General features: G+C 62.0%; 21 protein-coding genes and 1 tRNA gene. 10 read left to right on the forward strand and 12 right to left on the reverse strand.

Features of this window, described 5'->3' with window-relative positions:
• Nucleotides 1-10: 10 nt before the first annotated feature.
• The 3 genes from HMPREF3162_RS08130 to HMPREF3162_RS08140 form a co-directional block, all read right to left on the reverse strand.
• Nucleotides 11-706, reverse strand: a complete 696-nt coding sequence (locus tag HMPREF3162_RS08130; RefSeq protein ID WP_070574879.1) for an AI-2E family transporter — start codon at nt 704-706, stop codon at nt 11-13.
• An 11-nt stretch (nt 707-717) separates the two neighbouring features.
• Nucleotides 718-1,320, reverse strand: a complete 603-nt coding sequence (locus tag HMPREF3162_RS08135; protein ID WP_070574882.1) for a heme-binding beta-barrel domain-containing protein — start codon at nt 1,318-1,320, stop codon at nt 718-720.
• Between the two features lie 191 nt (nt 1,321-1,511).
• The gene (locus tag HMPREF3162_RS08140; RefSeq protein ID WP_226829330.1) at nt 1,512-2,342 is read right to left on the reverse strand and encodes an ammonia permease; all 831 of its coding nucleotides are present in this window, start codon (nt 2,340-2,342) and stop codon (nt 1,512-1,514) included.
• 132 nt (nt 2,343-2,474) lie between these two features.
• On the opposite strand from HMPREF3162_RS08140, the gene mshD reads away from it, so the two are divergent.
• The 8 genes from mshD (at nt 2,475) to HMPREF3162_RS08185 (ending at nt 11,758) form a co-directional block, all read left to right on the forward strand.
• Nucleotides 2,475-3,410: a mycothiol synthase gene (gene mshD, locus HMPREF3162_RS08145; RefSeq protein ID WP_176745910.1), complete on the forward strand. Its 936-nt coding sequence runs from the start codon at nt 2,475-2,477 to the stop codon at nt 3,408-3,410.
• Nucleotides 3,410-5,554 carry an RNA degradosome polyphosphate kinase gene (locus tag HMPREF3162_RS08150; RefSeq protein WP_070574891.1) on the forward strand — a complete coding sequence of 715 codons (2,145 nt, stop codon included), beginning with the start codon at nt 3,410-3,412 and terminating at the stop codon, nt 5,552-5,554. Before mshD ends, HMPREF3162_RS08150 begins: the two co-directional genes overlap by 1 nt.
• A complete protein-coding gene (locus tag HMPREF3162_RS08155; RefSeq protein ID WP_070574894.1) occupies nt 5,551-6,525 on the forward strand; it encodes an NUDIX hydrolase in 975 nt (324 codons plus the stop codon). Before HMPREF3162_RS08150 ends, HMPREF3162_RS08155 begins: the two co-directional genes overlap by 4 nt.
• Nucleotides 6,526-6,743: 218 nt before the next feature.
• On the forward strand, nt 6,744-7,853 hold the full coding sequence (gene pstS / locus HMPREF3162_RS08160) for a phosphate ABC transporter substrate-binding protein PstS (RefSeq protein WP_070574896.1): 1,110 nt from the start codon (nt 6,744-6,746) through the stop codon (nt 7,851-7,853).
• Between the two features lie 117 nt (nt 7,854-7,970).
• The gene (gene pstC, locus HMPREF3162_RS08165; protein ID WP_070574899.1) at nt 7,971-8,939 is read left to right on the forward strand and encodes a phosphate ABC transporter permease subunit PstC; all 969 of its coding nucleotides are present in this window, start codon (nt 7,971-7,973) and stop codon (nt 8,937-8,939) included.
• Nucleotides 8,939-10,099: a phosphate ABC transporter permease PstA gene (gene pstA / locus HMPREF3162_RS08170; RefSeq protein ID WP_070574901.1), complete on the forward strand. Its 1,161-nt coding sequence runs from the start codon at nt 8,939-8,941 to the stop codon at nt 10,097-10,099. Before pstC ends, pstA begins: the two co-directional genes overlap by 1 nt.
• Nucleotides 10,100-10,209: 110 nt before the next feature.
• Nucleotides 10,210-10,989, forward strand: coding sequence for a phosphate ABC transporter ATP-binding protein PstB (gene pstB, locus HMPREF3162_RS08175; RefSeq protein ID WP_070574904.1), 780 nt, complete (start codon nt 10,210-10,212; stop codon nt 10,987-10,989).
• A gap of 696 nt (nt 10,990-11,685) precedes the next feature.
• Nucleotides 11,686-11,758: transfer RNA gene (locus HMPREF3162_RS08185), tRNA-Lys, on the forward strand.
• A 142-nt stretch (nt 11,759-11,900) separates the two neighbouring features.
• Here HMPREF3162_RS08185 and HMPREF3162_RS08190 read toward each other — a convergent pair.
• The 9 genes from HMPREF3162_RS08190 to HMPREF3162_RS08230 all read right to left on the reverse strand — a co-directional run bounded on the left by HMPREF3162_RS08190 (nt 11,901) and on the right by HMPREF3162_RS08230 (nt 19,493).
• Nucleotides 11,901-12,302 carry a DoxX family protein gene (locus HMPREF3162_RS08190; protein WP_070777560.1) on the reverse strand — a complete coding sequence of 134 codons (402 nt, stop codon included), beginning with the start codon at nt 12,300-12,302 and terminating at the stop codon, nt 11,901-11,903.
• A gap of 73 nt (nt 12,303-12,375) precedes the next feature.
• Nucleotides 12,376-12,879: a hypothetical protein gene (locus tag HMPREF3162_RS08195; protein ID WP_070777561.1), complete on the reverse strand. Its 504-nt coding sequence runs from the start codon at nt 12,877-12,879 to the stop codon at nt 12,376-12,378.
• 45 nt (nt 12,880-12,924) lie between these two features.
• A complete protein-coding gene (locus HMPREF3162_RS08200; protein WP_070777562.1) occupies nt 12,925-13,284 on the reverse strand; it encodes a hypothetical protein in 360 nt (119 codons plus the stop codon).
• Between the two features lie 3 nt (nt 13,285-13,287).
• A complete protein-coding gene (locus tag HMPREF3162_RS08205; RefSeq protein WP_070777563.1) occupies nt 13,288-13,896 on the reverse strand; it encodes a hypothetical protein in 609 nt (202 codons plus the stop codon).
• Between the two features lie 17 nt (nt 13,897-13,913).
• The gene (locus HMPREF3162_RS08210; protein WP_141759567.1) at nt 13,914-15,434 is read right to left on the reverse strand and encodes a hypothetical protein; all 1,521 of its coding nucleotides are present in this window, start codon (nt 15,432-15,434) and stop codon (nt 13,914-13,916) included.
• Nucleotides 15,435-15,503: 69 nt separating this feature from the next.
• On the reverse strand, nt 15,504-16,127 hold the full coding sequence (locus tag HMPREF3162_RS08215) for a prepilin peptidase (RefSeq protein WP_070574926.1): 624 nt from the start codon (nt 16,125-16,127) through the stop codon (nt 15,504-15,506).
• Complete coding sequence (locus HMPREF3162_RS08220) at nt 16,124-16,513, reverse strand: hypothetical protein (protein ID WP_141750222.1); 390 nt, start codon at nt 16,511-16,513, stop codon at nt 16,124-16,126. The genes HMPREF3162_RS08215 and HMPREF3162_RS08220 overlap by 4 nt, the downstream gene beginning before the upstream one ends.
• A gap of 86 nt (nt 16,514-16,599) precedes the next feature.
• Nucleotides 16,600-17,799, reverse strand: coding sequence for a hypothetical protein (locus HMPREF3162_RS08225; RefSeq protein ID WP_070777565.1), 1,200 nt, complete (start codon nt 17,797-17,799; stop codon nt 16,600-16,602).
• The gene (locus HMPREF3162_RS08230) at nt 17,796-19,493 is read right to left on the reverse strand and encodes an OmpA family protein (RefSeq protein ID WP_083318959.1); all 1,698 of its coding nucleotides are present in this window, start codon (nt 19,491-19,493) and stop codon (nt 17,796-17,798) included. Before HMPREF3162_RS08230 ends, HMPREF3162_RS08225 begins: the two co-directional genes overlap by 4 nt.
• A gap of 492 nt (nt 19,494-19,985) precedes the next feature.
• Here HMPREF3162_RS08230 and HMPREF3162_RS08235 point away from each other — a divergent pair, with 492 nt between their 5' ends.
• Both HMPREF3162_RS08235 and cpaB read left to right on the forward strand, forming a co-directional pair.
• Nucleotides 19,986-20,804: a hypothetical protein gene (locus HMPREF3162_RS08235; RefSeq protein ID WP_070574940.1), complete on the forward strand. Its 819-nt coding sequence runs from the start codon at nt 19,986-19,988 to the stop codon at nt 20,802-20,804.
• Complete coding sequence (gene cpaB / locus HMPREF3162_RS08240) at nt 20,801-21,595, forward strand: Flp pilus assembly protein CpaB (RefSeq protein WP_070574943.1); 795 nt, start codon at nt 20,801-20,803, stop codon at nt 21,593-21,595. Before HMPREF3162_RS08235 ends, cpaB begins: the two co-directional genes overlap by 4 nt.
• The last annotated feature ends 21 nt before the right edge of the window (nt 21,596-21,616 follow it).

The following is a 21,616-nucleotide window of genomic DNA, read 5'->3' on the forward strand; positions in this document are numbered from 1 at the left end:
AACAGAGCTGCTAGGAGGTGGTAAACGACACAGCGGAATCGAAAGTGTCGTAGGCGTCGCCCAGCACTTTCTGCGACTCGTGCAGTGACGAGCGCACCGGGCTCCACGCACCGGAGTCGTCGACGGCATTGAGCGTATCCCGCGCGCTTTTGAGCTTCCGCATGGCCTCCGGCGTTTCGGCTGCGGCCGGACCGAAGTCCTTCAGCGCGCCGAGCCGCTCAGTCAGCGACTGGCCGTCCTCGCCTTTGAAAACTGAGGTTGACTGAGCGAGCGTGACTGCGGTGGGTGCGGCCTCGTCTACGACGATGATGAACTGGTCGAGAATTGTGGCGACGATGCTGACGTTCTTTTCGACGTCGGTGGCCTTGCGCAGAACCGGCATGGGGAACATGTCGATTTCCTCCCGTGCCGCGTGCAGTTCCTCTGAGGCCTTCTGCCGCGAGGAATCGGCGTTCTGCGGGTCCTCGCGCAGGTCTTCGGCGAACTGTTGGGCCGCTTCGATCGCACTGTCCGCGTGGGTGCGCAGATTCTGATAGCGCACAGTGGCCATTGCCCCGATTGCCACGAGGAATCCGGCAATGATCGCAAGCACTGTGAACACCGAAGCAAATGCGGCCAAGCGCCGCCGTCGGCGCTGCCTGCGCTCTTCGCGGATCGGATCTTCTGCCCTGCGCACGGGGTACGCAGCGGTGGGTTCGATCGTCATGGACTGACCGGTCAGGCGACCTTCTTCAGCCGCGCCGAAGCGTGGCTGCCCAGCGGGTTGCCGAGTGCGGCCATGTCCCACGCCCACAGAAGATCACCTTCGACCAGCCCGTACATGCGGGTGGAAGACTTGTATTCCTTCGATGTGGTGGTGCGGGCAACGAGGTCGGTCGCCAGGTCGATGCGCGGGCCTTTGACGCGGCCGGTGTAGAGCTCCATGATTCCGTGCGGCTGCACGATCGAGACTTCGAGTTCGAAGGCGTCGTCGTCTCCGCGCAGCTTTTCTACGGATTCGGCCGTGGTGTACGGGCTCTGCGCGGTGGGCACCATGAGTCCGGGGCCCGCATCGTGGGCTTCGCGCTTGCGCACCAGCTGCCAGATGCCGGTTTCCATGGTCAGCGTTTTGTCGATCTTGCCGTCAGCGTCAAGCGTGTACGCCTGCGCCGTGTAGTGCAGGAACGGAGCGCCGACAGGTGCGACGAAGTCGATGCGCTGGCCGAACTGGGTGTCGGGAGCGTCAGCGTAGCCGACGACTCCCACACCCTCCCAGGACCCGATGACCCATGCCAGCGGCACGAGCTCAGGAGCGAGGTCCGTAGGGATTTCGGTGACCATCAGCGGCGGCTCTTGAACAGGTTGGTGATGACCTTGGCTGCTATGCCGAAGGTGGCGAGGCCCGCGAGGGCAACGAGAACGGTGAAGAAGGTTTCGAGAACCACTAAGTTATCCATGACTTCAGTGTACCCAGGACGGCTGAGGACAGAAGACGCGCCCGCCGCTTCTCAGAAGGCCCGGCCCTGCCCCGGTCAGATCATGGGGAAGAGCAGCGGAATCTGGTCGAAGATGTACACGACCACCCCGCCGAGTGCGATCGGCGTTCCGCCCAGGGTGAGGTTGACGCCGACTTCGCGGACTTTGCTTCGATTGGGGCTGCGGCGGGGGCTGCGCGCGTGGAAGCGACCTGCGGCAATCGGGGCGAGCGCGCGGTCGACGGCCGCGACAAGACCGCCCAGAAGGACGCCCATGATGGCCGCCGAGGCGAGGGTCTGGGTGGGATACCACCAGGCGGAGTAGCCGATGAGCGCTCCGACCAGTCCGGCGATGATCGCCAACGGCGAGGTGAAGCGGGCGGGAAACGGCAGGATCGAGGCGCACTGGGCCAAGAAGATGGCGGCCAGCCCGATGATGATTGCCGATTTGTCACCGGGCAGTCGGAAACTGGCCGCCCAGGAGCACGCGGCAAGGGTCACGACGACTCCGGCCACCTGCGCTGAGACATTGGCCACTGCGTTTGAGGCTTCAATGCCGCGAGCCAGGTTCTGCACAAACGCCCACAGCAGCGCCAAACCGGTCAGCAGCGGCAGCCATTCCAGGTGCGGCGGGTAGATGCTCATCCACGTGGTGCCCATGCCCGCTATGCCGAACACGAACAGCATGATCGACGTCAACCAGCGCTGTGGGGAGTCCGTCAGGCGCGGCCAGCCGAAGGCGAGGACGCCCACGAGCGCGGCTGTTGCCAGGGCCACGGGGATGACGGCAACGGCCTCGCCGGCCAGCGGGTAGCTTCCCAGGAGGGATGTTGCCCCCAAAGCGAGCGCTCCGAACAAGGCCACGAGGGCGCGAAACCATCTGTACACGGCCCTATCGTCTCAGAGGGGGTTGCGTCTGCCTAATGGCGGTGTGACCGCGGCGCGTCTGCAGGCGTCCGCGCCGATATACTGTGTGCCGCGAAGACGGAAACCCGATCGCCGCGAAAGGTGGCTGCTGCTGTGTCTTGGGATATTCACTCTCCCGCCCGCGTCGACGGAAGCGTCCGCGAGCTCCTCGCGCAAGCGCAGCGGGCAGACGGTGTTCCCCCGCTGTCAGACGGCGTTCTCGATGCGGCCGATGCCACCGACACGACCGCCGTCGCGCTGGCTGACGGTTCGACCGTCGTCGGCTTCGGCATTGCCACGGGGCTGGGTTCCCGAGGTGCCGTCGAGTTCACCATCCACCCCGACTTCCGGGGCCGGGGGCTGGGCAAGAGGCTGTGGACTGAGCTGCTGGAGCGCCTGCGGGCTGAGGGCAGTCCGCACACCACGTGGGCGTGGTCGCACGGAAACCACCCGGCGGCCGCAGCACTTGCCGCCGAATACGGTTACACGCCGCAGCGCACCCTTCTGCAGCTGCAGACCCCGCGCACTGAAGATCTCGAACTGCCGCCGCTGGATCTGCCGCCGGGTGTTTCGCTGCGCACTTTTGAAACCGCTGACGAACAGCCGTGGCGGGACATCAACAATGCCGCGTTCTCCTGGCACCCGGAGCAGGCCGACCAGACCCTTGACGACATCCGCAAGCGCACCCGCAGCGCCGATTTCGACCCGCGGGATGTCATCATCGCCGAACAGGACGGCCGCGTCATCGGCTTCCACGACACCAAAATGCACCACAATCACGCCTCGGGCCTGATTGTGGGCGAGGTCTACGTCATTGCGGTTGACCCGGAGGTGCACGCGAAGGGCATTGGAAATGCGCTCATGGTCGCCGGTATGCGCGACATGATCGACCGACGCGGCGCGCGAATGCTCGAACTGTACGTAGAAGACGACAACGACAAGGCCCTCGGCCTGTACGACCGTTTGGGCTTCACACACCGCATTGAGCACATCAGCTACGCCCCGCCGTCCGCTGAGGACTCTTCCGACAAGACGCAGGGAGAAGGCTGATGTACGACGTCGCCGCCAGCGGGAAGAAGCACGACCTCCCTGAGCCGCGCGATCGCTACCTCGACCGCGAACTGTCCTGGCTGGCGTTCAACGAGCGCGTGCTGAGCATGGCAGACGACGCTGAAACCCCGCTTCTGGAGCGGGTGAACTTCCTGTCGATATTTGCGTCCAACCTCGATGAGTTCTTCATGGTCCGCGTGGCCGGCCTCAAACGCCGCATTGCCACCGGCCTGGCCGTGCCGTCTGTCACCGGCGCCCAGCCGCGGGCTGTTATGCGCTCCGTCAACAAGCACTCACGGGCATTGGCCAAACGCCACACGCGACTTTTTCTCGACGACATCAAACCCAAACTGGCCGGCCAGGGCATTCACTTTGTGTCCATGGACGAACTCAGTGCGCGCGAACGCAAGCACATTGACCGCTTCTACCGCAAGCGGGTCTTCCCCGTCCTCACTCCCCTGGCAGTCGACCCAGCTCACCCATTCCCCTATATTTCGGGGCTGTCGCTCAACCTCGGCATTCTGCTGCGCAACCCCGCCACGGGATCAGAGAGCTTTGCCCGTCTCAAGGTTCCCGGCCTGCTTCCCCGGTTCATCAACGTGTCGGAATCCCCCGACGGCAACCGGCTGGTCTCTCAGGCACACCCCGCCCGCTTCGTCGCGATCGAAGACCTTATCGCCACAAAACTCGACACGCTTTTCGAAGGCATGGAGGTCATCGGCTATTCGCTTTTCCGCGTCACCCGCAACGAAGACATGGAGGTCGAAGAGGACGAAGCCGAAAACCTCCTGAAGGCCCTGGAAAAAGAACTCAGCCGCCGCCGCTTCGGCCCTCCGGTCCGCCTGGAAGTCACCCACGACATCCATCCGCGCGTGCGCGCCCTGCTGCAGGACGAACTCGACCTCGCCGATTCCGAAATCATCGAGCTCGACGGCCCACTCGACCTCACGGGACTGTCGGTCATTGCCGATATCCCCCGCGATGACCTGCACTTCCCCCGGGCAGTCCCGCGCATGAACCGCGACCTCGCACCCACGGAAACCGCCGACCAGGTCGACGTTTTCGAAGCGACCGCCGAACGCGAAATCCTCCTGCACCACCCCTACGATTCGTTTTCCACATCCGTGCAGGCCTTCATCGAACAGGCAGCCGCCGACCCTCACGTGCTGGCGATCAAGCAGACCCTGTACCGCACATCGGGAGACTCCCCGATCGTCGACGCACTCATAGAAGCCGCCCACGCGGGCAAACAGGTTCTGGCAGTCGTTGAGATCAAGGCCCGCTTCGACGAAGAGGCCAATATCTCCTGGGCGCGCAAACTCGAACGCGCCGGAGTGCACGTGGTCTACGGACTCGTGGGGCTGAAGACCCACGCCAAACTGTGCCTGGTGGTGCGGCAGGAATCCGACGGCCTGGTGCGCTACTCACACGTGGGCACAGGAAACTACCACCCCAAAACCGCTCGCGGCTACGAAGACTTCGGCCTGCTTTCACGCGATCCGGCTCTGGGCGAAGACCTCTCGAAGCTGTTCAACAAGCTCTCCGGCTATTCGCCCCGCTCGGACTACCAGCGGCTCGTGGTCGCCCCGCAGTCCGTGCGCACCAGCCTTCTGCACCTGATCAACCGCGAAACCGAAAACGCCCGTGCGGGCAAACCCGCCCGGATCCGCATCAAGGTCAATTCGATCGTCGACGAAGCAATCATCGACGCCCTCTACCTGGCCAGCCGGGCCGGTGTTCAATGCCAGATGTTCGTGCGCGGCATCTGCGCTATCCGACCCGGAATCAAAGGGCTGAGTGAAAACATCGAGGTGCGCTCCGTCCTCGGCCGCTACCTTGAGCACTCCAGGGTATTCTCGTTCCTCAACGAGGGGAACACCGAAATGTGGATCGGCTCGGCTGACCTCATGCACCGCAACCTCGACCGGCGCGTCGAAGCGCTCGTCGAGCTCAAGTCCCCCGAGCACATCAAAAAGATCGACGCCCTGTTCGTCCGGGCTTTCGACCCGGCAACGGAGTGCTTCGTCCTGGGGCCTGCGGGAGTGTGGAGGCACATCGACCGCTCACCCGACGGTGAGAAGCTCTCCAACTACCAGGAACTGACCATCGCCGACTACCGCCGTCGTCCAGGAGAGCGCCCGTGAGTCCCACTCCGGTAGCCAACGCGGGCGAATCCGCCAGGATCAGCGCCGATGTTTTTGCCGCAGGCGCGGTTCTGTGGCGCGACTTCACCGGCCAGCTGGAAGTCCTGCTCATTCACCGGCCCAAGCACAAAGACTGGTCCTTCCCCAAGGGGAAAGTCGACAAGGGCGAAACACTGCCCGAAGCCGCGGTGAGGGAAGTCCGAGAAGAGACAGGCTACATCGTCCATTTGGGCCTGCCGCTGCCAGACGCCCGCTACACGGTGGGCAAAAAGCTCACCAAGCACGTCAAGTACTGGTCCGCTGAAATCACGACCACCCAAATGCCGATGGCCGCCAACCCCAAAGAAGTCGACGAGGGCCGCTGGCTGCCCATAGACCAGGCCATCAAAAAAGTCTCCCGACACGCGGACCGCGAACAGCTCGAAAAGCTCAAACTCGCCTACTCGACCGGTTCGCTGCGAGCCTGGCAGTTCATCATCGTCCGCCACGCAAAGGCATTTCCCCGCTCCAAATGGCACGAAACCGAGGCGCTGCGGCCGCTGCTGGCCATCGGCACCCGTCAGTCGATGGCGCTGACGGGACTTCTGGGCGCTTGGAACATCCCCCGCCTGCTGTCCAGTCCGTGGAAGCGGTGCACCGCATCTCTCAAGCCGTTTTCCGCCGGGCGCGGACTGAAGATCGCAACCAACCGCTGGCTGTCGGAAAAAGCCAACACCCACAAGCCCGAGAAGACCGTCAAGGTGCTCAAGAAAGTGTTTGCGCGCGGCCAGACGACGGCTGTCTGCTCACACAGGCCGGTGCTGCCGACCTTCCTGGAAGTCGTTGCCGAATACTGCGTCCCCGGCCTGGCCGAGAAGCTTCCACAGAAAGACCCGTATCTCAGCCCGGGCGAAATCCTCGTGGCCTACGTGCGGCCGGGATCCATTCCGAAGATTGTCGACTTCGAGCGCTTCCGCCCGATCGACTCCTGAGAACGACTGTCCGACCGACCGGCTCGAACCGACCAAACAGCAGATGCAGACGGGCACAATAGTCGCTTGAAAGCCCTTATGTGGCGGGGAACACCGCGCCCGCACAGAGGTTCACCTTCCGTTAACCTTAAAAGTTCCTGGACGTTACACGAGGTGCCTAACTTTTGAAGAGCACTGAGGGAAAACCTACCCTGTGACCTCGAAAGAAAGGCACTCTTGTGAAGCTCACACGCCTCGCACCTGCCGCAGCCGCATTCGCCGCAGCTGCCATCACCCTGTCCGCCTGCGGCGGAGGCTCCGCCACTGGAGAATCCCAGAACAGCAACGAAGGCGGAGAACAGGTCTCCGGCGAACTCGTCGGCATCGGAGCATCCTCGCAGAAGGCTGCCATCCAGTCTTGGACCACTGACTTCACCGGACAGAACTCCGGCGCAACCGTCAACTACTCGCCCGACGGCTCCGGCGCAGGCCGCAAGCAGTTCCTGGCCGGCAAGGCTGACTTCGCCGGTTCGGACGCCTTCATGGACGACGAAGAAATCAAGCAGGCCGAAAAGGTCTGCGGTGACGGCGGAGCCTTCGAATTCCCCGTCTACATTTCGCCGATCGCCATTGCCTACAACCTCGAAGGCGTTGACGAACTCAACCTCGACGCTTCCACCGCTGCGAAGATCTTCGCAGGCAAGATCACCAAGTGGAACGACAAGGCCATCGCCGACCTCAACCCGGACGCAGACCTGCCTGACACCAAGATCACGGCCGTCCACCGCTCCGACGAATCGGGCACCACCAAGAACTTCACCGACTACCTCAACAAGGCAGCCGGCGATGACTGGAAGGACGAAGCAGCCGAAGAGTTCCCGAAGGAAGCCGGTGGCGAAGCCGCACAGGGCACCGACGGCGTTGTCTCGCTCGTGACTGAAACCGACGGCGCAATCGGCTACGCAGACGCTTCCGCTGTCTCCGACGACCTGGGCACCGCCAAGATCAAGGTCGGCGACGACTTCGTGGAATACACCCCCGAAGCAGCAGCCAAGGTTGTTGACGCATCCCCCGTCGCCGAAGGCCGCGGCGAAGGCGACATCGCCGTTGAACTCGAACGCGACACCGAAGAGGCCGGCGCCTACCCGATCGTCCTCGTGTCGTACCACATCGTGTGCTCGAGCTACGACAGCCAGGAGAAGGTCGACCTCGTCAAGGCGTGGGAAAGCTTCGTCGTCAGCGAAGAAGGCCAGAAGTCGGCAGCCGAGAGCGCAGGTTCGGCACCGATCTCGGCTGACATGCGCGACAAGGTCACCGAAGTCATCGAAAAGATCGAAGTCAAGAAGTGATCTCACGCCGGTCTGAGGCTTTCTCAGACTGAGCATCAGGGCTGTGCGGCTGTTCGGGACGGACTCCGAACAGCCGCACAGTCCCTTGAATTACCTACCCACACCACAGGAGCTCTCTTGTCTACTGCAGCAGACACACAAGCCTCTGCTCCGGAATCGAAGAAATCCCGCACGGTTGTGCGCCCCGGCGACCGCATCTTCTCGGCCGCAGCGCTCAGCGCTGGCGTCTTGATCCTTGCGATTCTCGCCGGAGTTGCGTTCTTCCTGCTTCTTCAGTCAACGGACACCATCAAAGCATCGTTCGACGACCCCTCGCAGATCAGCGGCGGGCGCGGCTTTTTGCCCTACGTCTTCCCGCTCATCATCGGCACACTCATCTCAGCCGTCATCTCGCTGATCCTCGCAACCCCCTTCGCAATCGGCATTGCGCTGTTCACCACGCACATGGCCCCGCGCAAACTCGCACCGTTCCTCGGCTACACGATTGACCTGCTGGCGGCCATTCCCTCCGTCGTCTACGGCCTGTGGGGCCTGGCACTGTCGGGCAACCTCGTAGGCCTCTACACCTGGCTTGCCAAGTACCTCGGATGGATTCCGATCTTCGCCCCCGACGCCGACGGCGCAATTTCCCAGACGGGCCGTACGCTTCTGACCGCAAGCTTCGTTCTGTCGATCATGATTCTTCCGATCATCACCTCGCTGGTCCGCGAAGTGTTCCTCCAGACCCCGCGTCTGCAGGAAGAAGCCGCACTGGCCCTGGGCGCAACCCGTTGGGAAATGATCCGCATGGCAGTTCTGCCCTTCGGCGTATCCGGCATCGTATCCGCCGTCATGCTGGGACTCGGCCGTGCACTCGGCGAAACAATGGCCGTTGCCATGGTCCTGTCGTCCGGTGGGCTGATCGTTTCGCTGCTCCTGTCGGGCAACCAGACGATCGCAGCCGAAATCGCCCACAACTTCCCAGAGGCCGCAGGTCTGCGACTCTCTGAACTCATCTCGATCGGGCTGGTCCTGTTCGCCATCACGCTGGTGGTCAACATGACGGCACGCTGGATCGTCGCTCGCACGACCGTGAAGGGGCAGTGATGAACACGCAAACACGAACCGCTGACAAGACCCGCGGTGCATCGCACCTGGTGACCAAGCGACTGCCCAAGCGCGCACCGCTGTACGTTGCCGCAGGCTCCATCATTCTGGCGATTGTTCTCACACTCGTCATCGCCCACGGCTTCAACATTCCGCTCGCCGCGTTTCTCGCCGGCGTCATCAACCTGGCCGTGATCGTCGGATGGTCGTGGTCGGTTGAAGGCCGCCGCAAAGCTGTAGACCGCGCCGCTACAACACTCGTGACCTCGTCCTTCGCGCTGGCCCTCATTCCGCTCATCTCGCTTCTGTGGATGTCGATTGAAAAAGGCGGACCGGTCATTGTCGAAAACTCCACCCTCCTGTCCCGCTCCATGGAAGGCATGAAGGGCGTCTACGACAAGGACTTCGCCGCAGGACAGGGCGACCTGCTGGGCGGCTTCTACCACGCCATCATCGGCACCCTGCTCATCACGCTGTTTGCGGCACTGATCTCGATTCCGATCGGCATCATGTGCGCCGTCTACCTGGTGGAATACTCAGGCGGCAAAAAGGCCGGTGCACTTGGCCGTTCGATCACGTTCTTCGTCGACGTCATGACGGGCATCCCGTCGATCGTCGCCGGTCTGTTCGCCTTCTCCCTGTTCTCGACCGTCATCGGACTCGTCGCACCCGACAGCCTCACAGCAGCGAAATCGGGTATAGCAGCGTCCGTGGCCCTGTCTGTGCTCATGATCCCGGTCGTCGTGCGCAACACCGAAGAGATCCTTCGCCTGGTCCCCCACGACCTTCGCGAAGCCTCCTACGCGCTCGGCGTTCCCAAGTGGAAGACAATCGTCAAGATCGTCCTGCCCACCGCGATTTCGGGCATCCTCTCCGGCATCACCATCGCCATTGCCCGCGTCATCGGCGAAACAGCACCGATCATGGTGACCGCCGGCTTCGCGGCGAGCGTCAACTGGAACGTGTTCTCCGGCTGGATGTCCACCCTGCCGACGTTCATCTACGACTCCGTGACCCGACCGACCGCACCGGGCAGCGCAGCAATCGCTTCGGTTGACCGCGCATGGGCGGCAGCCCTCGTGCTCATCATCATCGTGATGGTGCTCAACCTCGGCGCGCGCATCATGGCAAAGGTTCTGGCCCCCAAGGCCGGCCGCTGACCGACCAGCACAACAGACAAGACTTAAAGCCGGCTTCCACCTCGTGAGCTCAGTCGGCACCCCGCCTGCCGGGGAAACGGCACAAGCCGAAACAGATTTTTGGAGGAAACGTGTCCAAGCAGATCGACATCGAAGATCTCAACATCTTCTACGGCGACTTCCGCGCTGTCGAAGGCGTGTCCATGACCATCGAACCGAAGTCCGTCACCGCGTTCATCGGGCCTTCGGGCTGCGGTAAGTCCACCGTGCTGCGCACGCTGAACCGCATGCACGAAGTCATCCCCGGCGCCAGCGTGCAGGGCTCTGTCAAAATGGACGGCAAAGACATCTACGGCCCCGGCGTTGACCCCGTCAACGTGCGCCGCGAAGTCGGCATGGTGTTCCAGAAGGCCAACCCCTTCCCCACCATGTCGATCAAAGAAAACGTGCTTGCCGGAGTTCGCCTGAACAACAACAAGCTTTCGAAGTCCGAAGCCGACGACCTCGCCGAACGTGCGCTGCGCGGCTCGAACCTGTGGGAAGAAGTCAAAGACCGTCTGGATAAGCCCGGTTCGGGCCTTTCCGGTGGTCAGCAGCAGCGTCTGTGCATTGCACGCGCAATCGCCGTCGAACCGGAAGTCCTGCTGATGGACGAACCGTGTTCAGCTCTTGACCCGATCTCCACACTGGCCATTGAGGACCTCATCAACACCCTCAAGGACGAATTCACCGTCGTTATCGTCACCCACAACATGCAGCAGGCCGCCCGCGTTTCGGACAAGACCGCGTTCTTCAACATCGCGGGCACCGGCAAGCCCGGCAAGCTCATTGAGTTCAACCAAACATCGGATATCTTCTCCAACCCGGACAAGGAAGAAACGCAGAACTACATCTCCGGTCGGTTCGGATGATCTGCGGCTGAAACAGCCCGCCTGCTCCGCTTGTTGACGGTGCAGGCGGACGGCTTCTAGCAGGCCCACAGGGTCTGAACCACACAGTCTGAGGCGTTCACCGAGGAGTTTCTGGGTAGGTTCTCCCTTTGGACGGCTCATCTCCCGCGGGGGTGGAAGGATCTAGTCCTCCTTCCACCCCCGCATTCTTATTGTCTCCGGGCAGACAACGGGCCTATGCTCGGCCTTCAGGAAGCTGGTCGGGCCCGGAAGCGCGATCATTTCAGGTCGGAGGCGGTGAGCAGAGTTGGCGGCCCTCATTCTGACGCTTGCAGCGGTGTTCGGGCTCGTGATTGCGGCACATGCTGTTGGTGCCGGGACAGCAGTCTTTGCCTGCACTGTAACCCTCTTGGCGTTCGGTCTGGCGCCTTTCGCAGGAGGTTCTCTGCAGCGCCGCATTCCCGAGTCCGTGTGGGCTCGTCTGTCGCTTTCTCGCAGTGCCGCCCGACGCTGCGGGGTCGACGTGTTCAACACCGCTCTGTCTGCAATCCGGTGGAACAAGCACGTCATGGCGATGAGGAGAGGCAGTTCGGGGCTGTCAGCAGAACATCTGAATCCGCGGCACATACAAGCAGCTGCGGTCGGCCACGCGTGGGCCGCCACCGGTGATTTGAGCCTTACCGCCCCGCGGGATAAACTGATGAGGCGCATGTGCGCGGGCCTCTAGCTCAGTTGGTAGAGCAACGGACTTTTAATCCGTGGGTCGTGGGTTCGATCCCCACGGGGCCCACTTTTTTATGCCCGCACCGGGTCAGCACTTCTGCCGTCTAGGGGGATATAGAGCCGAAGACTGCGATTTTGCCTCTATATTCCCCTAGCGGGCAGAGTTCGCTTAAGACAGCGGCCTGCAGAAGGCCCCGGCGGACGGTGTCTTATTTCTTCGATCCCACGACCGCGAGCAGGCCGCCGATAATGGCCGCGTTCTTGTAGAACTGAGTCTTCTGATTGGCCCTCTGGCCTTCGTCTTCTTCCTTCCAGAAGGCGTGGCCTGCAACCGTTGTGGGAATCAGCGAGCCGGCGAGCAGCGCCGCCGAGGTCTTCGGCAAAAGCCCCAGACCCAGCGTCACACCGGCCGCAGCCTGGATACCGCCGTTGATGCGCACAGCAAGCTCATCGTCCTTAGGGATCAGCGGAATGTACTCCCGCATAACGTCGAGAGTCGGCCCTGCCATCTGGGGTCGGGGTCCCGGCTCCTTGACGGCAGCGATGCCGTTGACGACGAACAGCGGAGCGATGGCCAAACGGCCAGCGGTGCGCGCAAGAGCGTTGAACATGCGTCCTCTTTCAGTAGCGTGCAATCTGTTTGCAGCTTCAACCCTACGCTCGCGACGGCAAGTTCTGCCCCGTTTACACAAGCTTCCATTTGATGCGGGTGTTCGCTTTGCGCGGCGGCACGACCTTCACCGGCAGCGGTTTCGCAAGCTCGAACTCATAGCCGCCGTTGTCGATTGCCTGCCCTGCTCGCATTCGAGCCTCGTCATCGTCAATGTTGAAGTTGTTGTCCTCCAGCCACTTCTTCCAGCTGTACACCTGCCCGCGAATGGGGCCTGGCAGGTTCTTGGGACGGACGGGCTGATCCTCGTAGCGCTGCACACCGTGCGGAGTGTCGACATCAATGCACACAGAGTTCAAACGGCTGTCAGCGACATCGCCCACCGTGCGGAATCTGCGTGTATCCCGCCGCACACGAACTACGCGAACCACGCCGTCAACAGCATCGGAGCGCAAGCCGATCGGCGCTCTGCCGGGTGACAGGCGATACACGATGACTGCGCAGAGCACAAGCAGCGCCACAATCGCGAGGAAACCGCCCCCGGCAGACAGCAGGACCTGCATGAGATCACTGCTCATGGTGCTGCCTTCGTGACAGGCGATTCATGCGGTGCGAACGGCGCCTCATGCCGGGCGGAGCACGAAACGCTGCACCAGGTGCACAAGCAGCGCGCCGAGTGCCGCAGCGAGCACGAACACAGCACCGGTCGCAATGTCCATCAGCACTCCCGTCGACAGGTTCCACGGCGTGAACAGCGCGTAGTAGACCGACAGGAGAACGGGCACACCAAGAACGGCGACAGCGTGGCGGATCCACCCGCCTTCACCCGACCACAGGTGCACAGCAGCCGCGGCGACACCGGCTAGGAGGGGGCTGAGAAGGTTGAGGAACATCAGCGACCCGAACGGCAGAATCAAGCCCAAGACGAAGTCAATCGCAATAAAAACAGCTGCGCCGACGACCCACGCGCGGATTATGTCCATGGCTCACTTCCCCGGTTTGAGTTCAACCGAATCGGCAATTTCCTTCAGGAGGTCCTCGTCGAGCGTCTTTTCCTGGCCGGCGATTTCGATGGTCACAACCTTGTAGGTCTGCGGATCAGTCATGAGGATCCAGCGGCCGCGCATTGGCGAATCGCTGTCAGACACATAGGTGAAATCGGCAGTGAAACCTCGGAAGGCCCCGGGGATTTCAGCTTTCTGCCGCTTACCGCCCTTCCAGTCTGACCCATAGAAACCCCCGACCTGTGCGCGCGTGGCCAGCTCGGCCTCGACAACGTCCGGGTGAGGCGAGTCATTGATCTCAGGTGCCATGCGGACGCGGATCGTAGGGCTGTCAGCGGAATCGTCGTAGCCTTCGGTCCAGTCCCCGTCAAAGTCCTCTTCGGGGCTCTTCACCCAGCCTTCGGGAACTTTGAGGCTGACTTGACCGAGCATTACGTCCTGCATGCCGCCCTTATTCTGTCCCTGGATCTGAGAAGCACCGCCCGACTCCTGCTTCCCCTGTGGGGATTCTGAACTGCCGCAGGCGGCCATCGACAGCGTGAGAGCTGCTGCCGCGCAGGTCAGAGCGGTCTTCTTCAGTGCTGGTTTCAAGCCGGGTGTCCTTTCGGTTATTTCAGACAGTCCGCGTTGTCCTGGACATTGCGCTTGCCTTCCCGTATAGCCTCAGCATACTCGGATTTGACCAGGCGGTAGCCGGTTTCCTCGCCGCTGGCCTCTCCGCCGATCACACCGAAATCGAAGGAATCGCCGATGAGCTTCTTATCCACTTCGTAGACGTTCCGCGACAGTTGGCTGTTGTTGTAGATGGCGTTCTCGCCCTTGCCTTCGCCGGGCCCGTTCTTCATCATGTCTGCCAGGTTGACGGGCTTAGGGTTCTTGGTGATGCGGTCAAACGCAGCGTTTCTGTCCTCTTCGGTCATCTGCGAGAAGTCCATGTCCATGTCGTACCACTCTTCGGTGACTGCGTCGCCGCCGAGGCCGAAGCTGAAGTTGTCGTTCTCGTGCGAGTCTGTGGCACCACCTGACTCGTCGCTCTTGCCGTTCACTTTGAACTTGTTTCCACTGGTCTTCGCCTGGCGGACCTTGAGGCCGACCAGTTCGTGGTTCTCGTCGAACTTATAGGTGATGGACTGTTTGCGCTTGAGGTCATTGCGAGCTTCGCCCCCGACTGTCTTAGGCGTCTGGTCGTCCGGGAGCCCGGGCAGCGAGTTCGGTATGTCTGCCTTTACGTCAGCGTTTGCCCCGAATTCACGTCCGTAGCCGGTGTCCAGCGAAATGCTGTAGCTGCCGTCCTGGTTTGTCTCGACGCCGAACTGGCCGTTGAACCCGCTGCCGAACTGGCCGCCGATCTTGGTCTCCAGAGCTTCTGCAATATCAAAGCCCAGGTTCCCACTGACATTGGCATTGCCGCTGATTTCGCCCGTGTAGCTCTTGGAATCAGGATCCCGCGGCGGCGTCGGACCATTGGTCAGTCCGGCAAACAGTCGACCGCCGAAGCCGAACGTCGCGTCGTCAGCCATGTTGTAGTAGACCCAGTCACGCAGCTGCTCTTCCAGATCCCCGGCTTCAGCTTCGTTGTCAACCTCCCAGGTATCGCCCTGTTCGAAGCCGATGTTGATCTTGGCTTCAGCTTCGAGTGCGGCTTCTGCGTCCGTGCCCTTGATTTCCGTGCCGACGTCGACACCCTTGCCGGCACCGCCTTCTACTGCCGAGGTCAAAGTCATGGTGTGTTTGCCCTCGCTGTTGACGTCGTGCTGCAGCGCCCAGCCTCCGCCGAGCTCCCATACGCCGGCTTTGCCGGTAATGCTGCCGGACTGTGATGCACGGGATACCGTGCAGGCGGGCACAGCGTCATTGGGATTCTGCGCTTCAGGAGCTGATTCACCGCCCTCGCCGGAGCCTTCACCGCCGCATTCTCCGCCGAAGATATTGCAGATTCCGTCCTGGAATCCCTTGGTCACTGTCGGCTGCGACGAAACCGGCACAGCAACGAGCACCGAGATGATCGCAGAGGCGATCAGGGCAGTCGCCATGTACTCGACGGAGGCAATGCCGCGCTCGCTCCAGCTCTTCAGAGAACGGCACCGCTCGTCTGAAGAGCGGCGCGACAACGGTGAAAGGACTGTCATGGACGACACAATAGAGCAAGAGTCCCACAAGCAGAACGGCACAGGGGCCCACCGTGAGGCCCAGCTGGCTCACATAGAAGCACCAGCGAGCACGCAGACTAGGAGTGCTGCAACAAGCATCGACGGTCCGAAGGCAATATGCACGTTCTTGAACCTGCGTTTGGCCACCGCGACCACCAGACCGTGCACAACCCCGATTACAAGCGTGAGAACCAAGGTCAGAACCACCACGCGCCACCCGTACCAGCCGACAAGAAGCCCGATGGCCACCGCAAGTTTAACGTCGCCGAAGCCCAAGGACGCTGGCGCAAAAACGAACATTGCGAAGAAAACGGCGCTCAGCAGAACTGCCCCGAGACACGCCTGAATCATCCGGTCGCCCGTACTGTCCATGACCGCAGCGACGCAGCTGGCAGCGAACACCACCAGCGCAAGGGGAATGACAACAACATCGGGCAGTCGACGCTCCACAAGATCCACCCAGATCAAAAGCGGAACAGCCAGAGCGAACAGCACCACGGCCAGCCGGTGCCAGCCGTCGCCCGAGCCCACGCACAGCCACATCACAGCTGAAAGCACTGCTGTTGCGACCGCACACAGCACCCAACCGCGGGGTGTTGAGTGCGCTGGATCGGCAAACAGTCGGCGGGTCGAGAGCCAGCGGCTGAAGGCCCCGGGACGAGATTCGGTCATCGACGTGTCCTCCTGCGCTGATGGAAGCCCGCTGCCCTGCGGTCGAGCCTGTACTCGACCCTAGGCCACACAGCTGCAAGAGCCATGCCGCAGAGCACGGACAGCACCGACCAACCGAACATAAAGGCAGCTTGCACATAGATGGAATGTTCAGCCTCGACCGCCCAGCGCGAACTGGCTGCATAAGCCAGCCCAGTGCCGATGAGCACGATCACCACATGAGCCGCCAAGAGATTGACCGCGCACGTGAGACGCGAAGCTGACAGCCTGCGGATCGCAACTGTGAATGCGCCGTCAATGCACGCGTGCAGAACCAGCGAACAGATGAGCACGAGTGCCGATGCCGCACCAGCCCCCAGCAGGGCAGAGACCGTCGGAACAGTCATGAGGCTGAGGGCAAGAGCCGCGAGCAGGCCGACCAGATGAAAGGCTGCGGCGAAAATGACAATAGACGGAAATAGGCGCAATGCCGTCACTTCGCTTCGTCGACAGACCCGTCGTCGGGCTCACAGTTCACAAAGGGCTCGATGCTGTCTTCGGGGCGCTTCAAATCCATCGCCTGTCCCTTCTTGAGGCGCGGATTGAACTTTTCGGCACCGGCCTGCGTCGGCACTCCCGTGGCCAGCACGAGGGTGTCCTGCACCGTCAGCGGACCTCCCCCCGGGTTGTTGTATTCGGTTTCGACGAGCACGGCCTCTGACCGCAACTGGCGCGCAAGCAGGTCCGTGGCGAAGCGTGGGCGGTCCTTGCGTGCTGACTCAGCCGCACGGTATTCGCGGTTCGGAAGCGCACGGAAACGCTGCCCGCCAACGCTGCGCACGCCCGGCATCGCGGCCTCGAACGCGCGAACATTCTTCTCTACAGTCAGATCGAGCGTGTACGAGCGCATCGCGAATCTGCGCCCGTCAATGCCTTCCGCATTCATCTTGCCCACCGAGGGGCTGGTGCCGGTGAGGACTCGCAGGTCCCATCCTTCCCGGGCAGGCCCGTACAGGGTCAGGCTGACCGGAGCGCCGTCTTCCCCGTAGCCGGTGCTGATGACAACGTGGTGATCGATTCCCACCCACTGGGCGAGCCCAGTCAATCGCGCACCTGCGGCGTGCGGGAATTCGACAGCCTGCACAGCGGTATAGCCGCCGTCGCGCCTTTCGCTGACCACAACGTTTCCGTCATCTGATCGAGCCACGTCCGAGGTGTCGCTCGACTGAGTCTGGGAACCGAGACCCACTTTGTCGAGGGCTTGGAATACTGCATGCGTCGGGCCTGACACACCTGGGCCCCACACGCGGTCCGCAGCCTGTAGTTCAGCCTGATTGCGGCCGACAAGCCAACGCAGAGCACCGCGGGCTGTGGAGAACCGGTGCAGCTGCAGGCCGTCGCCGCTGTCTCCGGTGACCGCCGCAGTGCCGTCGGCAAAATACCGCAGACCCTTGCCGCCGGTCTGCTCGTAGTAGACCGGCGTGCTGGTCTGGCCGCTGACGATGGCGTTCGTGTTAACAGCACACGCGTTCGTCATAGCTTCAGATGTACGACACGAGCCGAGCGTTTCACACGCCGCGGCCTGCGCACCGAAGCCAAGCTGCGGGGCAACAGGGATGATTGCTCCGCTCGCAATTCCGATGACTGCCAGAGCCGCAATCACTGCGGGCTGCAGCCTGCCGAACAGCCTCATTCCTGCTCGCCGCGAAGAATGTCTTCGATCGGCAGCGGCCACGTGCCGCTGTTGGCAATGCGCAGAGTCAGGTTCTTACGGTTGAGAACCTCGGCCGGGAACATTGAATACATCGGCGCAGGCTCCGCGAAGAGTCGATCCACTGTGGCCACACCTTCGGTGCACAGGCAATCGGCATCTCCGCCGGTGACCGGCAGGAACTGCTCACCGGTGTCTTCGTCAATCAAAGACACATTGCTGCCGGAAGGCGCACCACCATAGCCGTAGGCGTTGAGACCGAAATGCAGGGATTTGTTCACCATGCTGTTCCCGATGAACAGAGCGGGCGCGGATTTCGGATCGCCCTCTGCCGGCGCGAAGGCGTAGTCAAGGCGCGCATACCGGCCGTCTGCCTCCAGCCCGCGAACGTCGATGCGCAGGTCAGTGCCCGGGTCCCTGTTCGGCTGCTTCAGAAGCGCCGAGGCTTCAGCGCCATCGGCTGTTTCGGTTTCTTTCATCCTGGGGGCGTTGGGAAGCTTCTGCCCGGCATCGATTTTCGCATCGGCTCCGTCACTTGGCTTGTAGTCAAAGGACACCCGGCGGTTCTGCTTGCGGTTCTCCTCAATCGGATCGCCCTCGGCAGTTCTGTTCGGAACCAGCGGCTGCTTTTCGCCCCGTCCTTCTGTCTTCAAGGTGATGTCCGCACCGTCAAGCTGCTTCCCGATGGCCTTTTCGACTGATTCGGCTCGCTCTTCGGACAGCTTCTGATTGTAGTCTTCTTCGCCTTGGTCATCTGTGTGCCCGACAATCGTCACCGTCTGGCCCGCGGCAGTTTCGCGCAGCGTCTTCGCTGCTTCGCCGAGGACCTTGTCGCCCTCTGCGGTGATTTTGCTGGAATCGAAGTCAAACAGAACATCTGAAGTCACGGACAGCTGAAGCTGATCACCTTCGTGCGTCTGCCGAGATCCCGTGACGTTCTTGATGGTCTCCTGCAAAGGCAGCACAGCCCGCTGCGCATCCTCGCTGCCGTACTGCTCAGGTGGAGCTTCTTTGAATTCGGCTTTGTCAGGGACCGGGTTGGCAAAGGGAGTGCCCGAGCTGATCGGAAGGGCTGTTGTCGGCAACGCGTGTTCGCCCATCATCACGCGAACCTCTTTGGACTCGGGGGCGGGAAAATCAACCCAGAACAGTTCGATTGCGTCTTCCCGCGGCTCGAAGTGGGTTCTGCTCATGGTGCGAGAACACAGGCACGCGTCTTTGCGATCGTAGGATCCCGGTTCAACATCGGCTTCCTGCAGCGGCTCGTAGAGCTTGCCGCCTTCTTCATCCACCAGGCGAATCCAGGGCGACTGAATAAAGGGCTTCCGCCCGGCCGCCAGAATCTCAGAACCTGCGGAAGGTCCGTCGGATGACCGCAGCCACGCTCCGACTAGCCGGACAGTGTCCCCGTCTTTGTCGAGGGACAGAATACGGGCGCGCGACTTCGTCATGATATCGCCGTCGGCACCGCCGTGCGGGACTGAGAAGTCAACCGAGGCGATGCCCGCAAGCTGCGGATCGCTGAAATAGCCGCTGTCGTCAACTGGCTGCTGTGAAGACTTCGGCCTGTCGGCCCTGTGCCCGTCTGCACCATCCTCTGAGTCACCCCCGAGTGAGCAGCCTGACAGTACCAGCAGTGATGCCAAACAAACAGAAGCCGCGATCCTCAAACGCATCAGAGACTCTCCTTACCCGCTTCCAGGCCGAACAACAGGCCTTTGCGCAACGGCTCGGACACTCTCAAAGCTACCATCATTTACTCCGCCTGCCGTAGTTGTTCCTGCGCTGCTCACACTCAGCGAGGTCAGATGGACAGCCCTGAACCCCCTGGGACCCCCAGCTCTATTTCAGGCCCATTTGGACTCAAGCGGGACCTGGGCGCCGCAAGTGGACCAGAAGTGCTCACCCAAGCGGGTTTGCCGGGGAAGTCTCACTCTGAGTGAACACCGTCCACTTCCTTCTAACAGCCCGTGAAACCCCGCTTCTGCGCCCGCGGGTCCGGCCCACCGGGTCCAGCCCCCTGGGTCTTGAAGCGCCGAGTACTGCACCTTAGACTCAGGTTCGTGATTTTTCGGTGACTACTGTGTCCCGTATCACCGCTCAACAGCTTTCAGCTAATGTCCTTAACTTCGACATACGTCAGCATTTCAAAAAGAGGGAGATGTTCCGTGACTGATCACCGGGTCCTGCTTCCTGAAAACGTCTGGAGTTTTGACGGGACTATTGAAAGCGCTGCTGCCGCAATCAAGCGCGCAGGCGCAAACCTGCCGCTGTTCATCCTCGACGCCAGTGATCGAAGCGGAGAACTGCTCATCGGCCAGGCGCGTGCAGCCCGCGCCGATTCCGAGCTGATCGCAGTTTCCAGCGGCCTGGGTCCCCTGGGCCGCGCGTGCTTGGCAGATTTCGCGCGTCAGCTGGCACCGGCACACGATCCGGGCCTCATAGTGGCCGTGCTCCGGGAAATTGAGCGCGCCGCTCGGAACTTCGTCATCACGGGCAAACCGGGCGGCCTCAAACGCCCCAACCCCAATATTTGGCAGCATCTCGCGGGGATCCTCCCCTCCCGGACCGCCATCGCAGAGCTGAACGGCAGCGTAAAAACCTTCGGCCGCAAGGGAATCCCCTCAAGCGCAGCAGGCGGCTTCGCCCTGCACAACATGGCACTTCATTCGACGGTGCCGCAGGATGAGGCCGGCGCGTGCCGAACACTTCTCGACGAATTCTGTCGAATCGCGGCACCGGCACAGTACGCGGCCCACCCTCAGCTGACAGAAGCCCAATCGGAATGGTGGGGCCCGCACGACGCTGTCGAAATCGTCGCGGTGCCCGCGGACATCTCACCGGTCATCGCCGCGGTGAAGCAGAAAGCGCGCACCTGCCCCTGGTGTCAGCTTTCGACACTCAGCGATGTCTGCAGCTACTGCTCTGCACCGGGAACCGCCGCCCATCCCATCCCGCGCTCCACCCTCAAAGGACAGTTCGCATGAATCCTCGCCAGCGTCGCGGCGTCATCACCCTCGTCATCGCCGCCATCGGCGCAATCGCTGTTTTCCTCGGCGTAGTCGCCTACGTCGGATCCGTCAACGCCGAGGTCGGGCCCCGCGTAACTGTTTACAAAGCGGCCGCCGACATCGACACCTACCAGACGATCAACCCTGAGGAAGACGTCGAAAAGATCGAGATGCCGGAAAAGTACGTGACCTCGCTCATGGTCACCTCGCTTGACCAGCTGGCGGGACAGAAAGCGCGAACCGACATCACAAAGGGCTCGATCCTGCAGACAGACTCACTGACTCCTGTTTCGGCACTCGAAGACGGGGAGCGCGAAGTCACCATCAGCTTTGACGCCGCAGCCGGCATCAACGGCCGCGTCCAGCCCGGCGATGTCGTCGATGTCGTCGCCGCCTTTGCCCGTGAACGCGACGACGAGCCCGGCGGCCAGGACTACCGCAGGGCCGATATCCCCTACAACGTTGCCGGTGTTCTCGTCTCCAACGCCGAAGTCGTAGCGGTGGGCAAAGCTGCACCCGACATCGACGTCCAGGGCAACCAGGGTGCTGGTGAGGCCGCGATCGAAGGTGTTGCCGAGAAAGTTGCTGTGACCTTTGCCGTGCCCGTCAAGGATGCCGCTCGGCTGTCCTACGGAGAAAGCTTCGCGGTGTCCATGCGACTGCTCCGTTCGGGCAACAACGAGACGGGGTCCAAGACCAAATCCCGCGACAAGTCGTTTGAAGACCCGGATCTGCCGCCGGCTCTTGGATCGACGCGCAGCAAGTGACCGGTGCGGAAGCACACAGGA

It is taken from the genome of Brevibacterium sp. HMSC07C04, from assembly GCF_001815905.1.
Taxonomy (GTDB): domain Bacteria; phylum Actinomycetota; class Actinomycetes; order Actinomycetales; family Brevibacteriaceae; genus Brevibacterium.